At 58.8% G+C, this 16781-nt stretch carries 18 protein-coding genes; 6 read left to right on the forward strand and 12 right to left on the reverse strand.

Going from position 1 to position 16781, the window contains the following annotated elements:
* Positions 1–12: 12 nt before the first annotated feature.
* From KDX37_RS14115 to lipA, 3 genes are read left to right on the forward strand one after another with little or no spacing between them, the layout of a single operon-like run.
* Positions 13–288, forward strand: a complete 276-nt coding sequence (locus KDX37_RS14115) for a DUF493 domain-containing protein (RefSeq protein ID WP_231653290.1) — start codon at positions 13–15, stop codon at positions 286–288.
* Complete coding sequence (gene lipB / locus KDX37_RS14120) at positions 288–944, forward strand: lipoyl(octanoyl) transferase LipB (protein ID WP_231653291.1); 657 nt, start codon at positions 288–290, stop codon at positions 942–944. Before KDX37_RS14115 ends, lipB begins: the two co-directional genes overlap by 1 nt.
* Positions 937–1944 carry a lipoyl synthase gene (gene lipA / locus KDX37_RS14125; RefSeq protein WP_231653292.1) on the forward strand — a complete coding sequence of 336 codons (1008 nt, stop codon included), beginning with the start codon at positions 937–939 and terminating at the stop codon, positions 1942–1944. The genes lipB and lipA overlap by 8 nt, the downstream gene beginning before the upstream one ends.
* A 135-nt stretch (positions 1945–2079) precedes the next feature.
* Here lipA and KDX37_RS14130 read toward each other — a convergent pair whose 3' ends face one another.
* The 6 genes from KDX37_RS14130 to leuS all read right to left on the reverse strand — a co-directional run bounded on the left by KDX37_RS14130 (position 2080) and on the right by leuS (position 8402).
* Positions 2080–3411, reverse strand: coding sequence for a lytic murein transglycosylase (locus KDX37_RS14130; RefSeq protein ID WP_231653293.1), 1332 nt, complete (start codon positions 3409–3411; stop codon positions 2080–2082).
* Between the two features lie 83 nt (positions 3412–3494).
* Positions 3495–3650 carry an alternative ribosome rescue factor ArfA gene (gene arfA, locus KDX37_RS14135; protein ID WP_003376569.1) on the reverse strand — a complete coding sequence of 52 codons (156 nt, stop codon included), beginning with the start codon at positions 3648–3650 and terminating at the stop codon, positions 3495–3497.
* 154 nt (positions 3651–3804) lie between these two features.
* Entirely contained in the window at positions 3805–4017 is a 213-nt protein-coding gene (locus KDX37_RS14140) for a hypothetical protein (RefSeq protein ID WP_231653294.1), read from the reverse strand.
* Between the two features lie 4 nt (positions 4018–4021).
* Positions 4022–5059, reverse strand: a complete 1038-nt coding sequence (gene holA / locus KDX37_RS14145) for a DNA polymerase III subunit delta (RefSeq protein ID WP_231653295.1) — start codon at positions 5057–5059, stop codon at positions 4022–4024.
* 41 nt (positions 5060–5100) lie between these two features.
* Positions 5101–5706 (reverse strand): LPS-assembly lipoprotein LptE, encoded by a 606-nt coding sequence (locus tag KDX37_RS14150; RefSeq protein ID WP_231653296.1) that lies wholly within the window; start codon positions 5704–5706, stop codon positions 5101–5103.
* An 89-nt stretch (positions 5707–5795) separates the two neighbouring features.
* The gene (gene leuS, locus KDX37_RS14155; RefSeq protein WP_231653297.1) at positions 5796–8402 is read right to left on the reverse strand and encodes a leucine--tRNA ligase; all 2607 of its coding nucleotides are present in this window, start codon (positions 8400–8402) and stop codon (positions 5796–5798) included.
* A 311-nt stretch (positions 8403–8713) separates the two neighbouring features.
* Here leuS and KDX37_RS14160 point away from each other — a divergent pair, with 311 nt between their 5' ends.
* Complete coding sequence (locus tag KDX37_RS14160) at positions 8714–9064, forward strand: hypothetical protein (RefSeq protein ID WP_231653298.1); 351 nt, start codon at positions 8714–8716, stop codon at positions 9062–9064.
* A gap of 103 nt (positions 9065–9167) precedes the next feature.
* Positions 9168–9929: a YdcF family protein gene (locus KDX37_RS14165; protein WP_231653299.1), complete on the forward strand. Its 762-nt coding sequence runs from the start codon at positions 9168–9170 to the stop codon at positions 9927–9929.
* Positions 9930–10018: 89 nt separating this feature from the next.
* On the opposite strand, the gene lnt is transcribed toward KDX37_RS14165, so the two are convergent.
* From lnt to miaB, 5 genes are all read right to left on the reverse strand, one after another.
* Positions 10019–11536 carry an apolipoprotein N-acyltransferase gene (gene lnt / locus KDX37_RS14170; protein WP_231653300.1) on the reverse strand — a complete coding sequence of 506 codons (1518 nt, stop codon included), beginning with the start codon at positions 11534–11536 and terminating at the stop codon, positions 10019–10021.
* A 28-nt stretch (positions 11537–11564) separates the two neighbouring features.
* Positions 11565–12407 (reverse strand): HlyC/CorC family transporter, encoded by an 843-nt coding sequence (locus tag KDX37_RS14175; protein ID WP_231653301.1) that lies wholly within the window; start codon positions 12405–12407, stop codon positions 11565–11567.
* 5 nt (positions 12408–12412) lie between these two features.
* Entirely contained in the window at positions 12413–12913 is a 501-nt protein-coding gene (gene ybeY, locus KDX37_RS14180) for an rRNA maturation RNase YbeY (protein ID WP_231653302.1), read from the reverse strand.
* Positions 12906–13928, reverse strand: a complete 1023-nt coding sequence (locus tag KDX37_RS14185) for a PhoH family protein (RefSeq protein ID WP_231653303.1) — start codon at positions 13926–13928, stop codon at positions 12906–12908. Before KDX37_RS14185 ends, ybeY begins: the two co-directional genes overlap by 8 nt.
* 192 nt (positions 13929–14120) lie before the next feature.
* The gene (gene miaB / locus KDX37_RS14190) at positions 14121–15449 is read right to left on the reverse strand and encodes a tRNA (N6-isopentenyl adenosine(37)-C2)-methylthiotransferase MiaB (protein WP_231653304.1); all 1329 of its coding nucleotides are present in this window, start codon (positions 15447–15449) and stop codon (positions 14121–14123) included.
* A 129-nt stretch (positions 15450–15578) separates the two neighbouring features.
* Between miaB and KDX37_RS14195 the strand changes: the two genes are divergently transcribed.
* Entirely contained in the window at positions 15579–15905 is a 327-nt protein-coding gene (locus KDX37_RS14195) for a DUF1820 family protein (protein ID WP_231653305.1), read from the forward strand.
* A gap of 39 nt (positions 15906–15944) precedes the next feature.
* On the opposite strand, the gene KDX37_RS14200 is transcribed toward KDX37_RS14195, so the two are convergent.
* Positions 15945–16493, reverse strand: a complete 549-nt coding sequence (locus KDX37_RS14200; protein ID WP_231653306.1) for a tetratricopeptide repeat protein — start codon at positions 16491–16493, stop codon at positions 15945–15947.
* Between the last annotated feature and the right edge of the window lie 288 nt (positions 16494–16781).

A 16781-nucleotide genomic window follows, 5' to 3' on the forward strand; every position in this document is an offset into this window, starting at 1 on the left:
ACCTTTACTGCCATGACAGATACCGACGTCAAGTCGCACAAAATCGAATTCCCCTGCGCCGACTATCCGATCAAAGTGATTGGCGACACCAGCGTGGGCTTCAAGGATGCTGTTATCGAGGTTTTGGACAGGCACGCCACAATCGACATCGACAGCCTGGCCGAGCGTCAGAGCAGTAACGGCAAATACACCACCATACAACTGCACATCATCGCCACGAGCGAAGACCAGTTGCGCGATATCAATAGTGCTCTGCGCGCTACGGGTGTCGTGCACATGGTGCTCTGATGAGTGGCACTCTGGGCTTTCGTGATCTCGGGTTGATCGATTACGAAACCGCCTGGCATGCCATGCAGCGCTTCACCGACGGTCGTGATCGCGAGGCAGGGGACGAAGTCTGGCTGGTGCAACATCCTCCAGTCTTCACACAAGGCCAGTCTGGCAAGCCAGAGCATTTGCTGCTGCCGGGCAATATTCCTGTCGTACAGGTCGATCGTGGCGGCCAAGTGACTTATCATGGCCCCGGCCAATTGGTGGCTTACCTGATGCTGGACGTCAGGCGCCTTGGTTTCGGTGTTCGTGATCTGGTGACCCGGATCGAGAACACGCTGATAGCGCTGCTCGACACCTATGGCGTGACGGCAGCGGCCAAAGCCGATGCGCCCGGTGTTTACGTCGACGGCGCAAAGATCGCGTCGCTCGGGCTGCGCATTCGTAACGGTTGTTCATTCCATGGTCTGGCGTTGAACGTCGACATGGACCTGGAGCCGTTCCGCCGCATCAACCCATGTGGTTATGCGGGGCTTGCGATGACCCAACTGAGCGATCAGGCAGGACCGATAGAATTTCCCGAGGTAGGTGTCCGGCTGCGCGCGCAGCTCGTCACACATCTCGAATACGCTGAACAGGCGACCCTTACGGGCGGAATAAACAAATATGACTGACACCGTGCAAACCCTGATCCCGACGCTCGACGTTTCCGAGCGCGTGGCCCGTCCGAAAGTCGAAGCGGGCGTCAAGCTGCGCGGTGCCGAAAAAGTTGCGCGCATCCCGGTCAAGATCATTCCGACTGTTGATCTGCCGAAGAAGCCCGACTGGATTCGTGTGCGTATCCCGGTTTCTCCGGAAGTCGACCGTATCAAGCAACTGCTGCGCAAACATAAATTGCACAGCGTCTGCGAAGAGGCATCCTGCCCTAACCTGGGCGAGTGTTTCTCCGGCGGCACCGCGACCTTCATGATCATGGGCGACATCTGCACCCGTCGTTGCCCGTTCTGTGACGTAGGCCATGGGCGTCCCAAGGCACTTGATACCGACGAGCCGAAGAGCCTCGCAGTGGCCATTGCCGATCTGCGTCTGAAGTACGTGGTGATCACTTCGGTTGACCGTGATGACCTGCGTGACGGCGGTGCTCAGCACTTTGCCGACTGCATTCGCGAGATCCGCCTGCTGTCGCCGGGCATTCAGCTGGAGACGCTGGTGCCCGACTACCGTGGTCGCATGGACGTAGCGCTGGAAATCACCGCTGCCGAGCCGCCTGATGTGTTCAACCACAACCTTGAAACCGTGCCGCGTCTGTACAAGGCCGCACGTCCTGGTTCTGACTATCAGTGGTCGCTGACCCTTTTACAGCGTTTCAAGCAAATGGTGCCGCACGTACCGACCAAGTCCGGTTTGATGCTGGGTCTGGGCGAGACGGATGAAGAAGTGATCGAAGTCATGCAGCGCATGCGCGAGCACGATATCGACATGCTTACGCTGGGCCAGTACCTGCAACCTTCGCGCAACCATTTGCCCGTGCAACGCTTCGTGCACCCGGACGTTTTCGCCTGGTTCGCCGAAGAAGGTTACAAGATGGGCTTCAAGAACGTTGCGTCGGGTCCGCTGGTGCGTTCCTCGTACCACGCTGACGAACAGGCCAAGATCGCCAAAGCCATGCTTTGATGCATGCTTTGACAATGTGAAAGGCAATGCAAAACGGGCCAGGTAGCGATACCTGGCCCGTTTTTTATGGCCTGCGAAAAGGCAAGTCGGTCTCGAGTATCGGAGCCTTGGCTGCCTTGTGACTCGGGTGACGCCTTATTGCGGCTTGCGAAGGTTGTTCAGCAGCTCGTGGGTCGGGTAACCGTCGGCAGGCCAGCCGAACGATTGCTGGGCGCTACGAATGGCCTTGCGGGTATTGGCGCCGATAATGCCGTCTGGCGCGCCTGCATCGTACTGGCGCGCCGAGAGCAGGGTTTGCAGCTCAATGCGCTCAGAGCGGCTCAGCGGCAGGTCCCCGCGTGGCCAGCTGCCCATCACATAGCCTGCGCCCTTGAAACGGTCAGACAGCAGGCTGATCGCCAGAGCGTAGGAGGTCGAGTTGTTGTACTTGAGGATCGCGCGGAAGTTGTCCAGTACCAGGAACGCTGGGCCGCGGTAGCCCGCTGGTAACAACAGGGCGGCCTGCTGTTGACTGGCCGCAACCGGAATTGCCGAGCCGTCTGGCTGCTTCAAACCCAGTTGCTGCCATTCGGCCAGACTCTTGCGTGTTGACGCGTCGGCCAGTGCGTAGTCGAAGCCAGAGCCCAGCACTACCTCGAACCCCCACGGCTGACCGCGCTGCCAGCCGGAGCTTTGCAAGTAATGAGCGGTAGACGCCAGTGCGTCTGCCGGCGTGTTCCAGATGTCGCGCCGGCCATCGCCATCGAAGTCGACAGCGTGGGTGTTGTAAGTCGTGGGGATGAACTGTGTCTGGCCCATGGCGCCCGCCCAGGAACCGAGCATCCTGTCAGGCGTGATATCGCCGTGCTGCAGAATTTCCAGTGCCGCGAGCAGTTGGCTCTGGGCAAAGCCTGGACGGCGACCTTCATAGGCCAGCGTCGCCAACGAGCGGATCACCGACTGCGAACCCTGGAATTGTCCGAAGTTGCTCTCCATGCCCCAGACCGCTACCAGCGCCTGACGATCAACGCCGTATTGCTGCTCGATCTTTTGCAGGTCATCCGCGTACTGCGAAAGCAGCGCCTGTCCTTTGCGAACCCGTGCTGCAGAAATTGCGCCATCCAGATATTCCCAGACCGGGCGACTGAACTCCGGCTGGCTGCGGTCAGCTTTCACTACGCTCATGTCTGGCGTGACACCAGCAAACGCCTGATCGAAGATATCTGCACGGATACCCGCTTTCAGGGCCTGCACGCGAAAACCAGCCTGCCATTCGCTGAAGCTGACGGCGGGTTGAATTGTCAGGGTGTCATCGACAACCAGTGCGGGCGTTGGCGCCACGGCGGGGGAGGCTGTCTGGGCTTTGCTGGCTTGGAGAGGCGTGGCATCGGCTGCAGTGGGTTTTTCTGCGCATGCTACCAACGCGATAAGGCTGGATGCGGCGATGAGTTGGCGCAACTGCGGGCGATGGGTAAAACGAGAAGGCATGCTTGAGTCCAAGGGTATTACCGTTAGGTGCAGACCATAACACGGCTGAGCAGTCTAAAGCGCCCTGGAGATGTTGCTTGATATCAGGCGGCCATAAAGCAGGAAGCCTCCCAGCTTTTAGACTGGAAGGCTTCGCGGCGGTAGCTGCCTTTGCCCTTGGAGGGTTGTTCCTGACGGCTGCGGAACAATGGCTGGGCGATGATTGATTTGGCCTTGTTCGGCCGCTTTGGCTTGCTCATGGCAGGTGCTCCTGATGGGTGTTTCAATGCGTCGCGAATGATCGGGCAGGGCGCAACGTCTGTCCAATAGTTGTGCGCTATGGAAAAGCTGGACACGGGCGTTGTTTCAGGCGGCAAAGAGGAACTGTCTGAGGTTGATCAGATGTTTCGGAGGTCAGATAACGTCGAATTGTTTCAGCAGCGCCATCATCACGACAAGCAGCACCGCAAGGCCGATCCCTGAGGTCCATTGTGCTGCTGGCGCTGTCGAGAACCACGAGCCTTTTACAGGGTATTTGCCAAGCGTCAGGAGACGGACGATTGGCCAGCCGATGGGGTAGCAGATTGCGCGAAATATCGGCTCCAGTGCTCCGTGAAAGTCACACATACGGCTACTCCGCTGGCAGTGGCAGTCGTTGTCCAGCCATCAGCAAGGCCAGCCGGCTCAGGCTGCTCCATGGAGAACCTGCCGCCTGACCCTTGATCTGCGCGTCGATGCGTTGAGCGTCCATGAGCAACTGGCTCCAGCGCTTGGACGAGTGACGTTGCAATGCCTTGCTCATCAGCGGTTTGCGTTTATCCCAAATGGGTGGACGCGCGGAGCTGAAGACCTTGTCCAGCGGCACACCCTGGCTGAACTGCAGCGACATGTTGGCCAGCGCACGCAGTTCACGGGTCAGCGCCCAGAGAATCACAGGTGTTTCGACGCCTTCGCCGCGCAGCCCTTCGAGCATGCGCAGGGCGTGAGCGGCTTCACCGTTGAGGACCGCATCAGTCAGCCCGAACACGTCGAACCGCGCACTGTCGGCCACGGCAGCCTGTACGGTTTCGACGGTGATCTGGCCTTCTTCGGCCATCAATTTGAGCTTTTCGATTTCCTGTGCTGCAGCCAACAGGTTGCCTTCGACCCGGGCGGCAATCAATTCAACGGCGTCCTGGGTCGCGGCCAGGCCCGCCTGAGACAGGCGTTGGCGGATCCATTGCGGCAGTTGCCCGATATCCACGGGCCAGATTTGCACAAACTGGGTCTGTGCGCCTTCGACCAGCGCCTTGCCCCATTTGGTCTTCTGAGCGCTGCCATCCAGCTTGGGCAGACTGATCAATAGCAGGGTGTCTTCGGCTGGTCGTGCGCAGTATTCCATGAGCGCCGCCGCACCTTTGTCGCCGGGTTTGCCGGACGGCAGGCGCAGTTCCAGAAGACGTCGCTCGGCGAACAGCGACATGCTGGCGCCTGCCTGGAGCAAAGTGCCCCAGTCAAAACTGGCATCTGCGCTGAACACCTGGCGTTCGTCGAAGCCCTGCTGACGAGCTGCGGCACGAATGGCGTCTGCCGCTTCCTGGCAGAGCAACGGGTCGTCGCCGCTGATCACGTAGACAGGCGCTAGCGCACCTTGCAGGTGTTTACCAAGTTGGGCGGGGGCAAGTTTCATCGGTCAGAGGGTGTTGGGGCCAGCAAGCTGGCCCCGAACACTTATCGGCTCGGGATTTCGACAGGCGACTGCTGAGGCGTTTCGTCACGCACTCGCTGCGCGGCCTCGAGAGCGTCTGCTTCAGCTTTGGCGACTGCGTCAGCCTTGGCCTGAAGTTCGTCCAGACGGGCCGGCGTCAGCTGTTGCAGGCGGGCGATCATCTTCTGGATCAGATCGCTACGCATTTCCTGACGAACCTGAGCTGCTTCCTGATCGGAACCTGTCAGGTTGTTGCCATCGTGCACATACGAACGGTCCACGCTGACTTTGTCGCCCAGCAGGAAGCGATCTTTCTCGCCGTGAATTTCGTAGTTCAGCGTGTTGGTCAGCTGGTATTCGGCGGAGCGGCCCGAGCCCGAATAGCTGGCGGTGCGCTGCGTTTCTGCTTCGTTGACCAGTATCAGCTTGTAGGTGGCGCCAGTGTAGACATTCACACCGGAACTGGTCAGCAGGCGAGTCAACTGTGTGACCGTTTCGCCATAGGCATTACGTGCACTGACATCCAGCTCCTTGATAGCCAATTCGTTGCTGCCGGTGCCACGCAACTGGAAGCCACAGGCACTTAACAGAACGGCCAGGCCCATCACCAGCAAATTGCGTTTGATCATCTTGATGCTCCCCTTGAATCCGTGTGGGCCGACTGTGCGTCCCTTGGAAATATGTTCAGCGCCCGGCGTGTGCCGGGCGCCTTATCCGGTCAGCTGGCGACGATATTGACCAGCTTGCCCGGTACGACGATCACTTTGCGGATCGTCAGGCCATCAATGAAGCGCAGTACATTGTCGTTGATGCGGGCGGCCGCTTCGACTTCTTCGCGACTGGCGCTGGCAGGCATTTCGAGGTGGCCGCGCAGCTTGCCGTTCACCTGAATAACCAGTTGCAGGCTGTCCTGCACCAGTGCGCTGTCGTCCAGCACAGGCCAGCCAGCATCGATAACCGCCTCGTTGTGGCCCAGTTGCTTCCACAGTTCATGGCTGATGTGCGGCGTAATAGGAGCCAGCAGGAGGGCAACGGTTTCCAGACCTTCCTGCAGCAGCGCACGGTCCTGTGCAGTCGCTTGCGGTGCTTTCTCCAGCACATTCATCACGGTCATCACCTGAGCGATGGCGGTGTTGAATTTCTGGTTCTGGCCAATATCCTGGCTCGCCTGTTTGATCGCCTGATGAATTGAACGGCGAATCGCTTTCTGATCATCAGTGAGCGAAGTCAGGTCAAGCCTGGCGGTCGCGCCCTGGCCTACATGAGCCTGGGCCAGACGCCATACGCGACGCAGGAAGCGGTGCGAGCCTTCAACGCCGGAGTCAGACCACTCCAGGCTCATGTCCGGTGGCGAGGCAAACATCATGAACAGACGGCAGGTATCTGCGCCGTACTGGTCGATCATGGTCTGCGGGTCGATACCGTTTTTCTTCGACTTCGACATCTTTTCGGTGCCGCCGATCTCGACCGGCAGGCCGTCGCTGGTCAGGCGAGCGCTGATCACCTTGGCTTTTGCGTCTCTTTCAAGAGTCACGTCGGCCGGGTTGATCCAGGTCTTCTTGCCGTTGGCTTCCATGCGGAAATACGTTTCGGCGTTGACCATGCCTTGTGTCAGCAGGTTTTTGAACGGTTCGTTCGACGTCACTAGGCCTTCATCACGCATCAGCTTGTGGAAGAAGCGCGCATAAAGCAGGTGAAGAATGGCGTGTTCGATGCCGCCAATGTACTGGTCTACCGGCAACCAGTGGTTGGCTGCGTTGGGCTCGACCAGCCCGCCTTCACAATGAGGGGAGGCGTAGCGGGCGTAGTACCAGGACGACTCGACGAACGTGTCCATGGTGTCGGTTTCACGCTTGGCCGGTGCGCCGCATTTCGGGCAGCTGCACTCGTAGAACTCAGGCATGCGTGCCAGCGGCGAGCCAGCGCCGTCAGGCACGACGTCTTCCGGCAACACGACAGGCAGTTGATCTTCCGGTACCGGTACGTCACCACAGGTGTCGCAATGCACGATCGGGATCGGACAGCCCCAGTAGCGTTGGCGACTGATGCCCCAGTCCCGCAGACGGAACTGAGTGCGCGACTGCCCCAGGGACTTTTTCACCAGCGCTGCTTCGATGGCGTTGAATGCGTCCTGGAAATTCAGGCCATTGAATTCGCCCGAATTGATCAGCTCGCCGTGCTCGCCATAGGCTTCCTGCCAAGGCGCAGGCGTTTCATCGCCGGCGCTGGTGCGCACAACCGCCTTGATCGGCAGGCTGTACTTGGTGGCGAATTCGAAATCCCGCTCATCGTGAGCCGGCACAGCCATGACCGCGCCATCGCCGTAATGCATCAGCACGTAGTTGGCGACCCATACGGGCAGTTTCTCACCGGTCAGAGGGTGTTCAACGAACAGCGGGGTCGGCAGGCCTTTCTTTTCCTGGGTTGCCACGTCTGCTTCGGCGACGCTGCCGCCTTTGCACTCATCGATGAATGCCTGCAGTTCGGGGTTGCCCTGCGCAGCCAGGGTCGCCAGCGGGTGTTCGGCGGCAACCGCAACATAGGTAGCGCCCATCAGGGTGTCCGGGCGCGTGGTGAATACTTTCAGCGCGCCAGCTTCGCCAATGGAAGCCTGATGGTAGGGGAACTGTACTTCCATGCCACGGGACTTACCGATCCAGTTGCGCTGCATGGTCTTGACCTGCTCGGGCCAGCCCGGCAGTTCATCGAGACCCTGCAACAGTTCATCGGCGTAGGCCGTGATCTTGAAGTAATACATCGGGATTTCGCGCTTTTCGATCAGCGCGCCAGAACGCCAGCCACGGCCATCAATAACCTGCTCGTTGGCCAGAACGGTCTGATCGACCGGGTCCCAGTTGACGGTGCCGTTCTTGCGGTAGATCACACCTTTTTCGAACAGGCGAGTGAACAGCCATTGTTCCCAGCGGTAGTAATCAGGTTTGCACGTGGTCACTTCGCGAGACCAGTCGATTGCCAGGCCCAGGCTCTTGAGCTGGGTTTTCATGTAGGCAATGTTTTCGTAGGTCCACTTGGCCGGGGCAACATTGTTGTCGATGGCGGCGTTTTCAGCTGGCATGCCGAAAGCATCCCAGCCCAGCGGCTGCAGAACGTTCTTGCCCAGCATGCGCTGGTAGCGGGAAATCACATCGCCGATGGTGTAGTTGCGCACGTGACCCATGTGCAGCTTGCCGCTGGGGTAAGGAAACATCGACAGACAATAGAAAGTGTCCTTGCCGGGCTGTTCACTGACTTCAAAAGACTTTTGCTCTTCCCAGAAGGTCTGGGCGGCGGCTTCGATTTCGCGGGGCTGATAGAGTTCGTGCATGGCTACTTTTGACTAAAGATTAGTGACCCTTGACCTCTTCATTGCTTCGCCGAGTCAGGTCGGCACCGCTTGCCGGACAATTGCTTCTGTCTGTGCGGTGCGTTCGGGCTCAAGAGCGCGGAAGTGGAATTACAGGAAGCGTCGTAGCATACATGAGCGCCGTCTATCGAGGGAAACCCTGATTGCTTTGGACTGCTGCCAAACCCTGCCCAGACGCCCTGACTGGCCGTTGGTCGCAGTTTTTTACCGGTTTTTGCAGCAGCGCTAAGCTCATCTTCGAGGGTATGTCTTATCTTCGATGAGGTGAGCGGATGACAGAGTTGCAGCGCACAGTCAGTACTTATGAGCTGTATGAACGTTTGATTGATCGTCTCGGCCTCGCGCTCGAAATTGCGAGTACGGCGGTTCGGCTCCGAAACGAGGCGCCTGTCGAACTTGAGCTGAAAGGGTTGAGCTGCGCCGAGTTCGAGTTGATCGAGGCCTACCTTGAAAAAGGCACGAGGGCGGCGGACGGGGTTGTCAGGGATGGGCAAAAGGGCAATTTCATCGCAGCAGCACAACAAGCCGGTTCAATGCACGCGCCGAGACCGTCAGCAACCATCATCTGGCTGAAGGACAAGCGGCGCGTCAAGGCATCGACCCGGTCGGGTCGCCACAGTTGATACAGCGTTCACGCTTCAGTTCGGCAGACTGAAGGTCTGCTTTATCAAGCATTGTTGCTTGGCTTCAAACATTTTAGGCTTCGGGCATCTCTGGAGATGTCCGATGCCTTTTCGCTATCTGCTGAAAACCCTGCTTTTGCCTCCGGGTGTTCTTTTCCTTCTATTGATTCTGGCCTGGTGGCTGCGTCGTACTCGACCGCGTCTCGCGGCGGTCTGTTTCGTGGCGGGCCTGGGTGGCTTGTGGCTGATGAGTCTGCCAGTCGCCGTGGAATGGGCTGCCCGCAGGCTGGAGCAGGTTGCGCCGTTGCCGCAGACGCAGTGGGCCACGCTTTCACAGCAGGCGGACGCCATCGTGGTATTAGGCAGTGGGCGTGAGCGTAGCGCGCCGACCTGGGGCGCAGATGCGCCGACCGGCATCGGCCTCGAGCGTATGCGTCTGGCGGCACGCTTGGCCAAGGCGTCCGGTTTGCCACTGCTGACGTCGGGTGGTCTGCATCTTGGCGAACCGCCCAGCGAGGCGTTTATCATAGCGCAGTCACTGCAGGAGGATTTCGGTGTGTCGGTGCGCTGGCAGGAAGGGCTGAGCCGAACCACATGGGAAAACGCGACCATGAGCGCCGAAGTGCTGCACCCGCTCGGCATCAAGCGTGTGGTGCTGATCACTCAGGCCTGGCACATGCCGCGTGCGCGCTGGAGTTTTGAACAGGCCGGTTTTACCGTGATCGTAGCGCCAGTGGGCTTTCTCGGCGTCGACAATGCTCGGCCGTTCGGCGGTTGGCTGCCGGAGAGTCGTGTGTTCACGCAGAGCGGCGTGCTGCTCAACGAAGCGGCGGGCTTGCTGGTGTATCCGTGGATTTACCGTTGAGCCGGGTTCGTTTGCCGCCAGAGGAATTGCGCAAGGCGCGTAGTGTTGCCTTGCGCAATTCCTTCTGTCCGTAATCCGTGGATCACGCGTCAGACGGTTTTTGAAATTCGCGCCGCCAGCAGCGCCCAGCCAAACAGCAGCACGCAGATAATTACCATTGGCCATGAGCGCCAGCGCAGATAAGGCGTCAGGTTCTGCATCGGCACAACCTCGCCATACAGCACGCCACGCTCGAACTGCGGGATCTGAACGGTGATTTTACCGAACGGGTCAATCAGCCCGGTGACGCCGTTATTGGTAGCACGGATCATCCAGCGTCCCGCTTCGAGCGCGCGCATCTGGGCCATTTGCAAATGCTGCAACGGGCCGATGGAGGTGCCGAACCACGTGTCATTGCTGACCGTCAGCAGCAGGTCGCTTTGCGCGGACAGGCCTGCAGCGAACTCGGGATACACGACTTCATAGCAGATGAATGGGGCGATGTGATAACCCTTGGCTTGCAGCAGGGGCTGGTCATAAGGGCCGCGTGCGAAGTCCGACATGGGCAGATCGAAGAACGCGATCAGGCCACGCAGGGCATCCTGCAACGGCACGTATTCGCCAAAGGGCACCAGCTTCTGCTTGAAGTAGGTGCCGTCGCCCTGGCCCGTAACGGTGATCGCGTTGTAGTAGCGATACTCCCGGCCATTGGATTCGCGTACCGGAACGCCAGTGATCAGAGCAGAACCGCGATCGGACGCAAACTTGCCCATCATGGACAAATAGCCTTCCGCGCTTTCCTTGAGCACCGGTACAGCGGTTTCCGGCCAGACAATCAGATCGGCCTGCTGCGAACGGAAGGTCATGTCGCGATAGAGCGCCAACTGGTCGTTGAGCTTTTTCGGGTCCCACTTCATGCTCTGCTCGATGTTGCCTTGCAGCACCGCAACGGTCAGGGGTTTGCCGGCGGGCGTCGTCCACGCATGGTTTTTCAACGCCAGCCCGGCGACCCACGGTGCCAGCAAAAGCAGCACGCCAACGGCTAGAAATGACCGGCGTGCCCGCAAGCGGTGCAGGTTGCACAACAGTGCTGCGGTCAGGCCCAGTGCAAAGGAAATCAGCCACACGCCGCCCACTGGGGCCAGTCCCGACAACGGCCCGTCGAGCTGACTGTAGCCGGAGTAGAGCCAGGGGAAACCGGTGAGAAACCAGCCCCGGAAGGCTTCCTGCGCCAGCCACAGCGCGGCAAAGGCCAGAGCATCGGCCAGCGGCGCTTCGTTGCGTCGGATCCACCGCGCCCAGACCCAGGCGGGCAGCGCGAAGAACAGGGCGATCGCAGCGATGAACAGCAGCATCAACAGCCCCGCGAGTAACACAGAGGCGCCGCCGTAGGTATGGATGCTGACGTAGATCCAGCTGGTGCCAGCGCCGAACAGGCCGAAGCCGTAACACCAGCCGCGCGCAAACGCCTGACGCGGACTCAGTTCACGCAGCCCCAGATAGAACACCACCAGCGATACCAGCACGAGCGGCCAGAAATCAAAGGGTGCCAGGGCGAGCGTCGTAAGGCCGCCAGCCGCCACGGCCAGCAGATTACCGGGCCAGCCGGGGCGGGTTATCCAGCGCATGTAGATTCCTTAAAACGACATCAGGTGTTTACGGACGAGAGATGGGGCTCAGGCGCAGCAAATGAATACGACGGCTGTCTGCGCTCAGGATGCGGAAACGATAGGCACCAATTTCAGTGATCTCGTTACGCTTGGGCAGGTGGCCGAATGCGTTCATGACAAGCCCGCCAACGGTGTCGAATTCGTCATCGGAGAATTCGCTGTCGAAGAACTCGTTGAATGACTCGACAGGCGTCAGTGCCTTGACCAGGAAGTCGCCGCTGGGCAGCGGTTTGATGTAGCTGTCTTCCTCGACATCATGCTCGTCTTCGATATCGCCGACGATCTGTTCAAGCACATCCTCAATGGTCACCAGACCTGCCACGCCGCCGTACTCGTCGATGACGATGGCCATGTGGTTGTGATTGGCGCGAAACTCACGCAACAGCACATTGAGACGCTTGGATTCGGGAACGAAGGTCGCCGGGCGCAGCAGCTTTTTTACATCATCGCTGTCGCCGTCGGCCTTGAGAATCAGAGGCAGCAAGTCCTTGGCCAGCAACACGCCCAGCACGTCATCGTGGCTCTCGCCGATGACCGGATAGCGTGAATGCGCAGCGTCAATGACGGCAGGCAGGAACTCGCGGGGTGTCTGTGTGGCCTTGATGCTGATCATCTGCGAGCGCGGCACCATGATGTCGCGCACTTGCAGGTCAGCGACCTGAATAGCACCTTCGACAATGGCCAGCGCTTCGCTGTCCAGCAGTTTGTTCTGGTGGGCTTCGCGCAGCAGCTCAAGCAGCTCCTGGCGGTTTTTCGGCTCATGGACAAAAGCCTGGGTCAGTTTACCCAGCCATGACTTTTGTCCGTTGCTCGATCGGTCTTCGCTCATAGCCCTTACTCGTGGTCCTTGCTTGGTGTGTCTGGAAGTGGTTGGTCGGCGCTTTCGTCGTCGGCATAAGGATCTGGGTAGCCCAGCTCTTCAAGCAACGTTCGTTCCAGCGCTTCCATTTCTTCGGCTTCTTCATCGTCGATATGGTCATAACCGAGCAGGTGAAGGCAGCCATGAATGACCATGTGCGCCCAATGTGCGTCAACGGCCTTGCCCTGTTCGCCTGCTTCGCGGTTCACCACCGGTACGCAGATGACCAGGTCGCCCAGCAGCGGAATGTCCAACATGTCGTCGGGTACATCGGCCGGAAACGACAACACATTGGTGGCGTAGTCCTTGTGCCGCCAAGTGTGGTTGAGTTCTCGGCCTTCTGCTTCATCAACCAGTCGAATTGTCAGCTCCGAATCGGCACTGCGCGGCCGCAGGCCCATTTCACACCAGAGGCGAAACTGGGCTTCGCTGGGCGCTTGCGTCTTGCTTGCGACTTGCAGGTCCAGCTCAAGCATCGCGGTTCTTGTCTCGTGCGTAGCTGTTGCTGCCGGATGGGCCATCGCTGAGGCGGTCATCGTAGCGCTCGTAGGCTTCGACGATGCGCTGCACCAGCGGGTGGCGAACCACGTCCTTGGGTTTGAAGTGCGTGAAGCTGATACCTGGTACGTCCTTGAGCACATCGATGACATGGGTCAGGCCCGACTTGGTGCCCTTGGGCAAGTCGACTTGAGTGATGTCGCCGGTGATCACGGCAGTGGAGCCAAAGCCAATACGGGTCAGGAACATCTTCATCTGCTCGACGGTGGTGTTCTGACTTTCGTCCAGAATGATGAAGCTGTTATTAAGGGTGCGTCCGCGCATGTAAGCCAGCGGTGCAACTTCAATCACTTGCTTCTCGATCAGTTTGGCCACGTATTCAAAGCCGAGCATCTCGTAGAGTGCGTCGTAGAGCGGTCGCAGGTACGGGTCGATCTTCTGCGCAAGGTCGCCAGGCAGGAAGCCGAGCTTCTCGCCCGCTTCGACCGCCGGGCGTACCAGCAGGATGCGCCGGATCTGCTCACGCTCCAGCGCGTCCACCGCGCAGGCGACGGCGAGATAGGTTTTGCCGGTGCCCGCAGGGCCAATGCCAAAATTGATGTCGTTGCCGAGGATCTCTTTGACATAACGCTGCTGGTTCAGGCCGCGCGGGCGAATCATGCCCTTTTTAGTGCGCAGGGCAACGCCGACTTCGGCAGCCTGATGGTTGTCCAGCCCGGCAACGCCTGATTCCTGAAGAAACAGATGAACCATGTCCGGCGTCAGGTCCGTACCTTTGGTTTCCCGGTACAGACGGCGCAGAAGATTTTCGGCCGAGGTGGTCTGGCTTGGCTCGCCAATGAGCTCGAATTGATTGCCGCGATTGCGGATCTCGATGTCCAGGCGTTGTTCGATCAAGCGCAGATGCTCGTCGAGTTGCCCGCACAAGTTGGCGAAACGATGGGCCTCGAAAGGTTCGAGGGTAAAGCGATGAGGTTCTATGGGTGCGTTCAAGGTCTTTTAATGGCCGTCCGCCGGCAATTGAGATGTGTTGAAGAATACCCCTAGTGTTGATCGGGCGAAAGCTTTGCCTTCAGCGTAGAGGATTCGCGATGCTGAATGATGCATGTGTCATGCATCCATACTGGTAGTGACCGCGCAGAAACGAATTCATTCGGCAATTCATTTCTGCGCGGCACCCAAGGTTTATTGCAGCAGCGAACCGCGCAGAGAGTGAGGTTGCGCATCGTCGATGTGCACGTCGGCAAACTGGCCGATCAGCTTGGGGTTGTCACAGCGGAAGTTGACGATCCGGTTGTTCTCGGTCCGGCCCTGCAGTTCGCCAGGGTCCTTTTTCGAGTAGTCCGTGACCAGAATACGCTGGGTACTGCCTACCATTTGTCGGCTGATTTCAAAACCCTGCTGGTTGAGGCGGTGTTGCAGCGCAGCCAGGCGCTCTTTCTTCAGCGCCTCTGGCGTATCGTCCTTCAAGTCGGCGGCCGGTGTACCAGGTCGCGGGCTGTAAATGAACGAGAACGAGAAGTCGAAACCGACGTCCTCAATCAGCTTCATGGTGTTGGCGAAGTCTTTCTCGGTTTCACCGGGGAAGCCGACGATGAAATCGGAACTGATGCTGATGCCAGGAACCGCCGCCTTGAGCTTGCGCAGCTTGGATTTGTATTCAAGGGTGGTGTGGTTGCGCTTCATGGCAGCCAGCACCCGATCCGAACCCGACTGCACTGGCAAGTGCAGATGCTTGACCAGTTCAGGCACTTCGGCGTGGGCCTGGATCAGGCTGTCCGAGAACTCCAGCGGATGCGAAGTCGTGTAGCGGATGCGGTCGATGCCATCAACGTCTGCGACCACACGAATCAGGTCCGCCAAGTCAGCGGTGCGGCCGTCGTGCGTCGCGCCGCGATAGCCATTGACGTTCTGCCCAAGCAGCGTGACTTCACGCACACCGTTTTCAGCCAGGTGGATCACTTCGGTCAGTACATCGTCGAAAGGACGACTGACTTCTTCGCCACGGGTGTAAGGCACTACGCAGAACGTGCAGTACTTGCTGCAGCCTTCCATCACTGAAACATAAGCGCTCGGGCCGTCGACACGAGGCTCTGGCAGATGGTCGAACTTTTCGATTTCCGGAAACGAGACATCAACCTGCGGCAGGCGCGTAATGCGTGCGGCATCAATCATTTCCGGCAGTCGGTGAAGGGTCTGCGGGCCAAAAACCACGTCCACATACGGCGCGCGGTCACGGATGGCCGCGCCTTCCTGGCTGGCGACACAACCGCCGACGGCGATCACCATTTCCGGGTTGGCCAGCTTCAGCTCACGCCAGCGGCCCAATTGGGAATAAACCCGGTCCTGGGCGCGCTCGCGAATCGAACAGGTATTGAGCAGGATCACGTCGGCGTCTTCCGCACGAGCGGTGACTTCCAGGGCCTGATGTTCGCCCAGCAGGTCGACCATGCGCGAGCTGTCGTACTCGTTCATTTGGCAACCGTGGGTTTCTATATAAAGCTTCTTGGCCATGCGTGATCATCAGCTGATTCAAAGAACCGCGCATTATAGGGACGAAGTGCCCGGCTTCCTAGCGTTGGCTGTCCGGCGGGCATGCTATAGTGCGTCCCCATTTTCATAAGCGATCGTTACCCGCCCGTTATGACCAAACGCGAAGCTCCAATCTACAAGGTGATTTTTCTCAACCAGGGTCAGGTGTTCGAAATGTACGCCAAGCAGATCTATCAAAGTGATCTGTGGGGCTTTCTGGAAGTGGAGGAGTTCGTCTTCGGAGAGCGTACGACCGTCGTTGTGGACCCGAGCGAAGAGAAACTCAAGGCTCAGTTCGAAGGCGTGGTGCGCAGCTTTGTGCCGATGCATTCGATTGTGCGTATTGATGAAGTCGAACGCATAGGCACGCCCAAGATCAGCGAGGCGCGTGGCAACAGCAATGTGATGCCGTTCCCCATGCCGATGCCGGAAAAGTAAGGGTTGCAGGTTTGGCGAAGTTGCCCTGAAGACGTCTGATCAGGGCAGTGGAGAGAACGGACTGCGACCTTCGGCGGTTTGCAGTTCCATCAGGTATTTGCGAAATATCTGGCCCAGCACCTGGGTCGCCACTTCCAGTTCATCGCGCTGCATCTTTGCCGACACTTCATCTGCGGCATCCAGTGCTTCTTCCGAACCATTGACCGCAGCCATTTTCAGCACGATGTAGGCCTGGATATTGTTGGCTTGCACGCCTTCGCCACGGCTGAACATCAGGCCCAGTTGATATTGCGCCTGCGCGTGACCCTGCAACGAAGCTTGCTCGAAATAACTCAGGGCCTGCGGCAAGTCGCGAGGCGCATTCTTGCCCTCGTAATAGAACTCACCCAACTCGTATTGTGCTTGCGCATCCCCGGACTGAGCGGCTTGCTGGCAGGCTGAAAGCGCTGCAGGCAGGTTCTCTGGCTGGGTATTCAGGGTGCAACGACCCACCGCTGGGATTAACAACGAGTTGCCGCCGGCAGTTGCCAGCAGGGGATAGACAAGCAACAGGCAGCCCAATGCAAGGGTGCGGCCGGCGCGGTTCATGGGAATCGACTTACCTCTGAAAAAGGTGCGGGCAGGCCCGGCCAGCTAAACGTGCTGGCTGCGCATTATGAAATAAGCGGAGCCAACCTTACAAAGTCTTTACGGATTTTCTGCTGCACGGCGATGAAAAGCCTTTGTTTACAGCACCGGAGCACTCAAGGACGACTGTAGCCTCCCATTGTGCGCAACAATCGCATTGCATTGTAGAAGCTATTTCAGCAGTTAACGTTCCGTTTGATTCACAAGCTCGCCCACGCAGATCAACTGTGCGGTCTGCGCGAGCGTGTC

It is taken from the genome of Pseudomonas californiensis, assembly GCF_021147775.1.
Classification (GTDB): domain Bacteria; phylum Pseudomonadota; class Gammaproteobacteria; order Pseudomonadales; family Pseudomonadaceae; genus Aquipseudomonas; species Aquipseudomonas californiensis.

Coding starts and splice junctions, on each gene's coding strand:
- KDX37_RS14115 (WP_231653290.1), top strand. CDS start 13: ATGACAGATACCGACGTCAAGTCGCACAAAATCGAATTCCCCTGCGCC.
- lipB (WP_231653291.1), top strand. CDS start 288: ATGAGTGGCACTCTGGGCTTTCGTGATCTCGGGTTGATCGATTACGAA.
- lipA (WP_231653292.1), top strand. CDS start 937: ATGACTGACACCGTGCAAACCCTGATCCCGACGCTCGACGTTTCCGAG.
- KDX37_RS14130 (WP_231653293.1), bottom strand. CDS start 3,411: ATGCCTTCTCGTTTTACCCATCGCCCGCAGTTGCGCCAACTCATCGCC.
- arfA (WP_003376569.1), bottom strand. CDS start 3,650: ATGAGCAAGCCAAAGCGGCCGAACAAGGCCAAATCAATCATCGCCCAG.
- KDX37_RS14140 (WP_231653294.1), bottom strand. CDS start 4,017: ATGTGTGACTTTCACGGAGCACTGGAGCCGATATTTCGCGCAATCTGC.
- holA (WP_231653295.1), bottom strand. CDS start 5,059: ATGAAACTTGCCCCCGCCCAACTTGGTAAACACCTGCAAGGTGCGCTA.
- KDX37_RS14150 (WP_231653296.1), bottom strand. CDS start 5,706: ATGATCAAACGCAATTTGCTGGTGATGGGCCTGGCCGTTCTGTTAAGT.
- leuS (WP_231653297.1), bottom strand. CDS start 8,402: ATGCACGAACTCTATCAGCCCCGCGAAATCGAAGCCGCCGCCCAGACC.
- KDX37_RS14160 (WP_231653298.1), top strand. CDS start 8,714: ATGACAGAGTTGCAGCGCACAGTCAGTACTTATGAGCTGTATGAACGT.
- KDX37_RS14165 (WP_231653299.1), top strand. CDS start 9,168: ATGCCTTTTCGCTATCTGCTGAAAACCCTGCTTTTGCCTCCGGGTGTT.
- lnt (WP_231653300.1), bottom strand. CDS start 11,536: ATGCGCTGGATAACCCGCCCCGGCTGGCCCGGTAATCTGCTGGCCGTG.
- KDX37_RS14175 (WP_231653301.1), bottom strand. CDS start 12,407: ATGAGCGAAGACCGATCGAGCAACGGACAAAAGTCATGGCTGGGTAAA.
- ybeY (WP_231653302.1), bottom strand. CDS start 12,913: ATGCTTGAGCTGGACCTGCAAGTCGCAAGCAAGACGCAAGCGCCCAGC.
- miaB (WP_231653304.1), bottom strand. CDS start 15,449: ATGGCCAAGAAGCTTTATATAGAAACCCACGGTTGCCAAATGAACGAG.
- KDX37_RS14195 (WP_231653305.1), top strand. CDS start 15,579: ATGACCAAACGCGAAGCTCCAATCTACAAGGTGATTTTTCTCAACCAG.
- KDX37_RS14200 (WP_231653306.1), bottom strand. CDS start 16,493: ATGAACCGCGCCGGCCGCACCCTTGCATTGGGCTGCCTGTTGCTTGTC.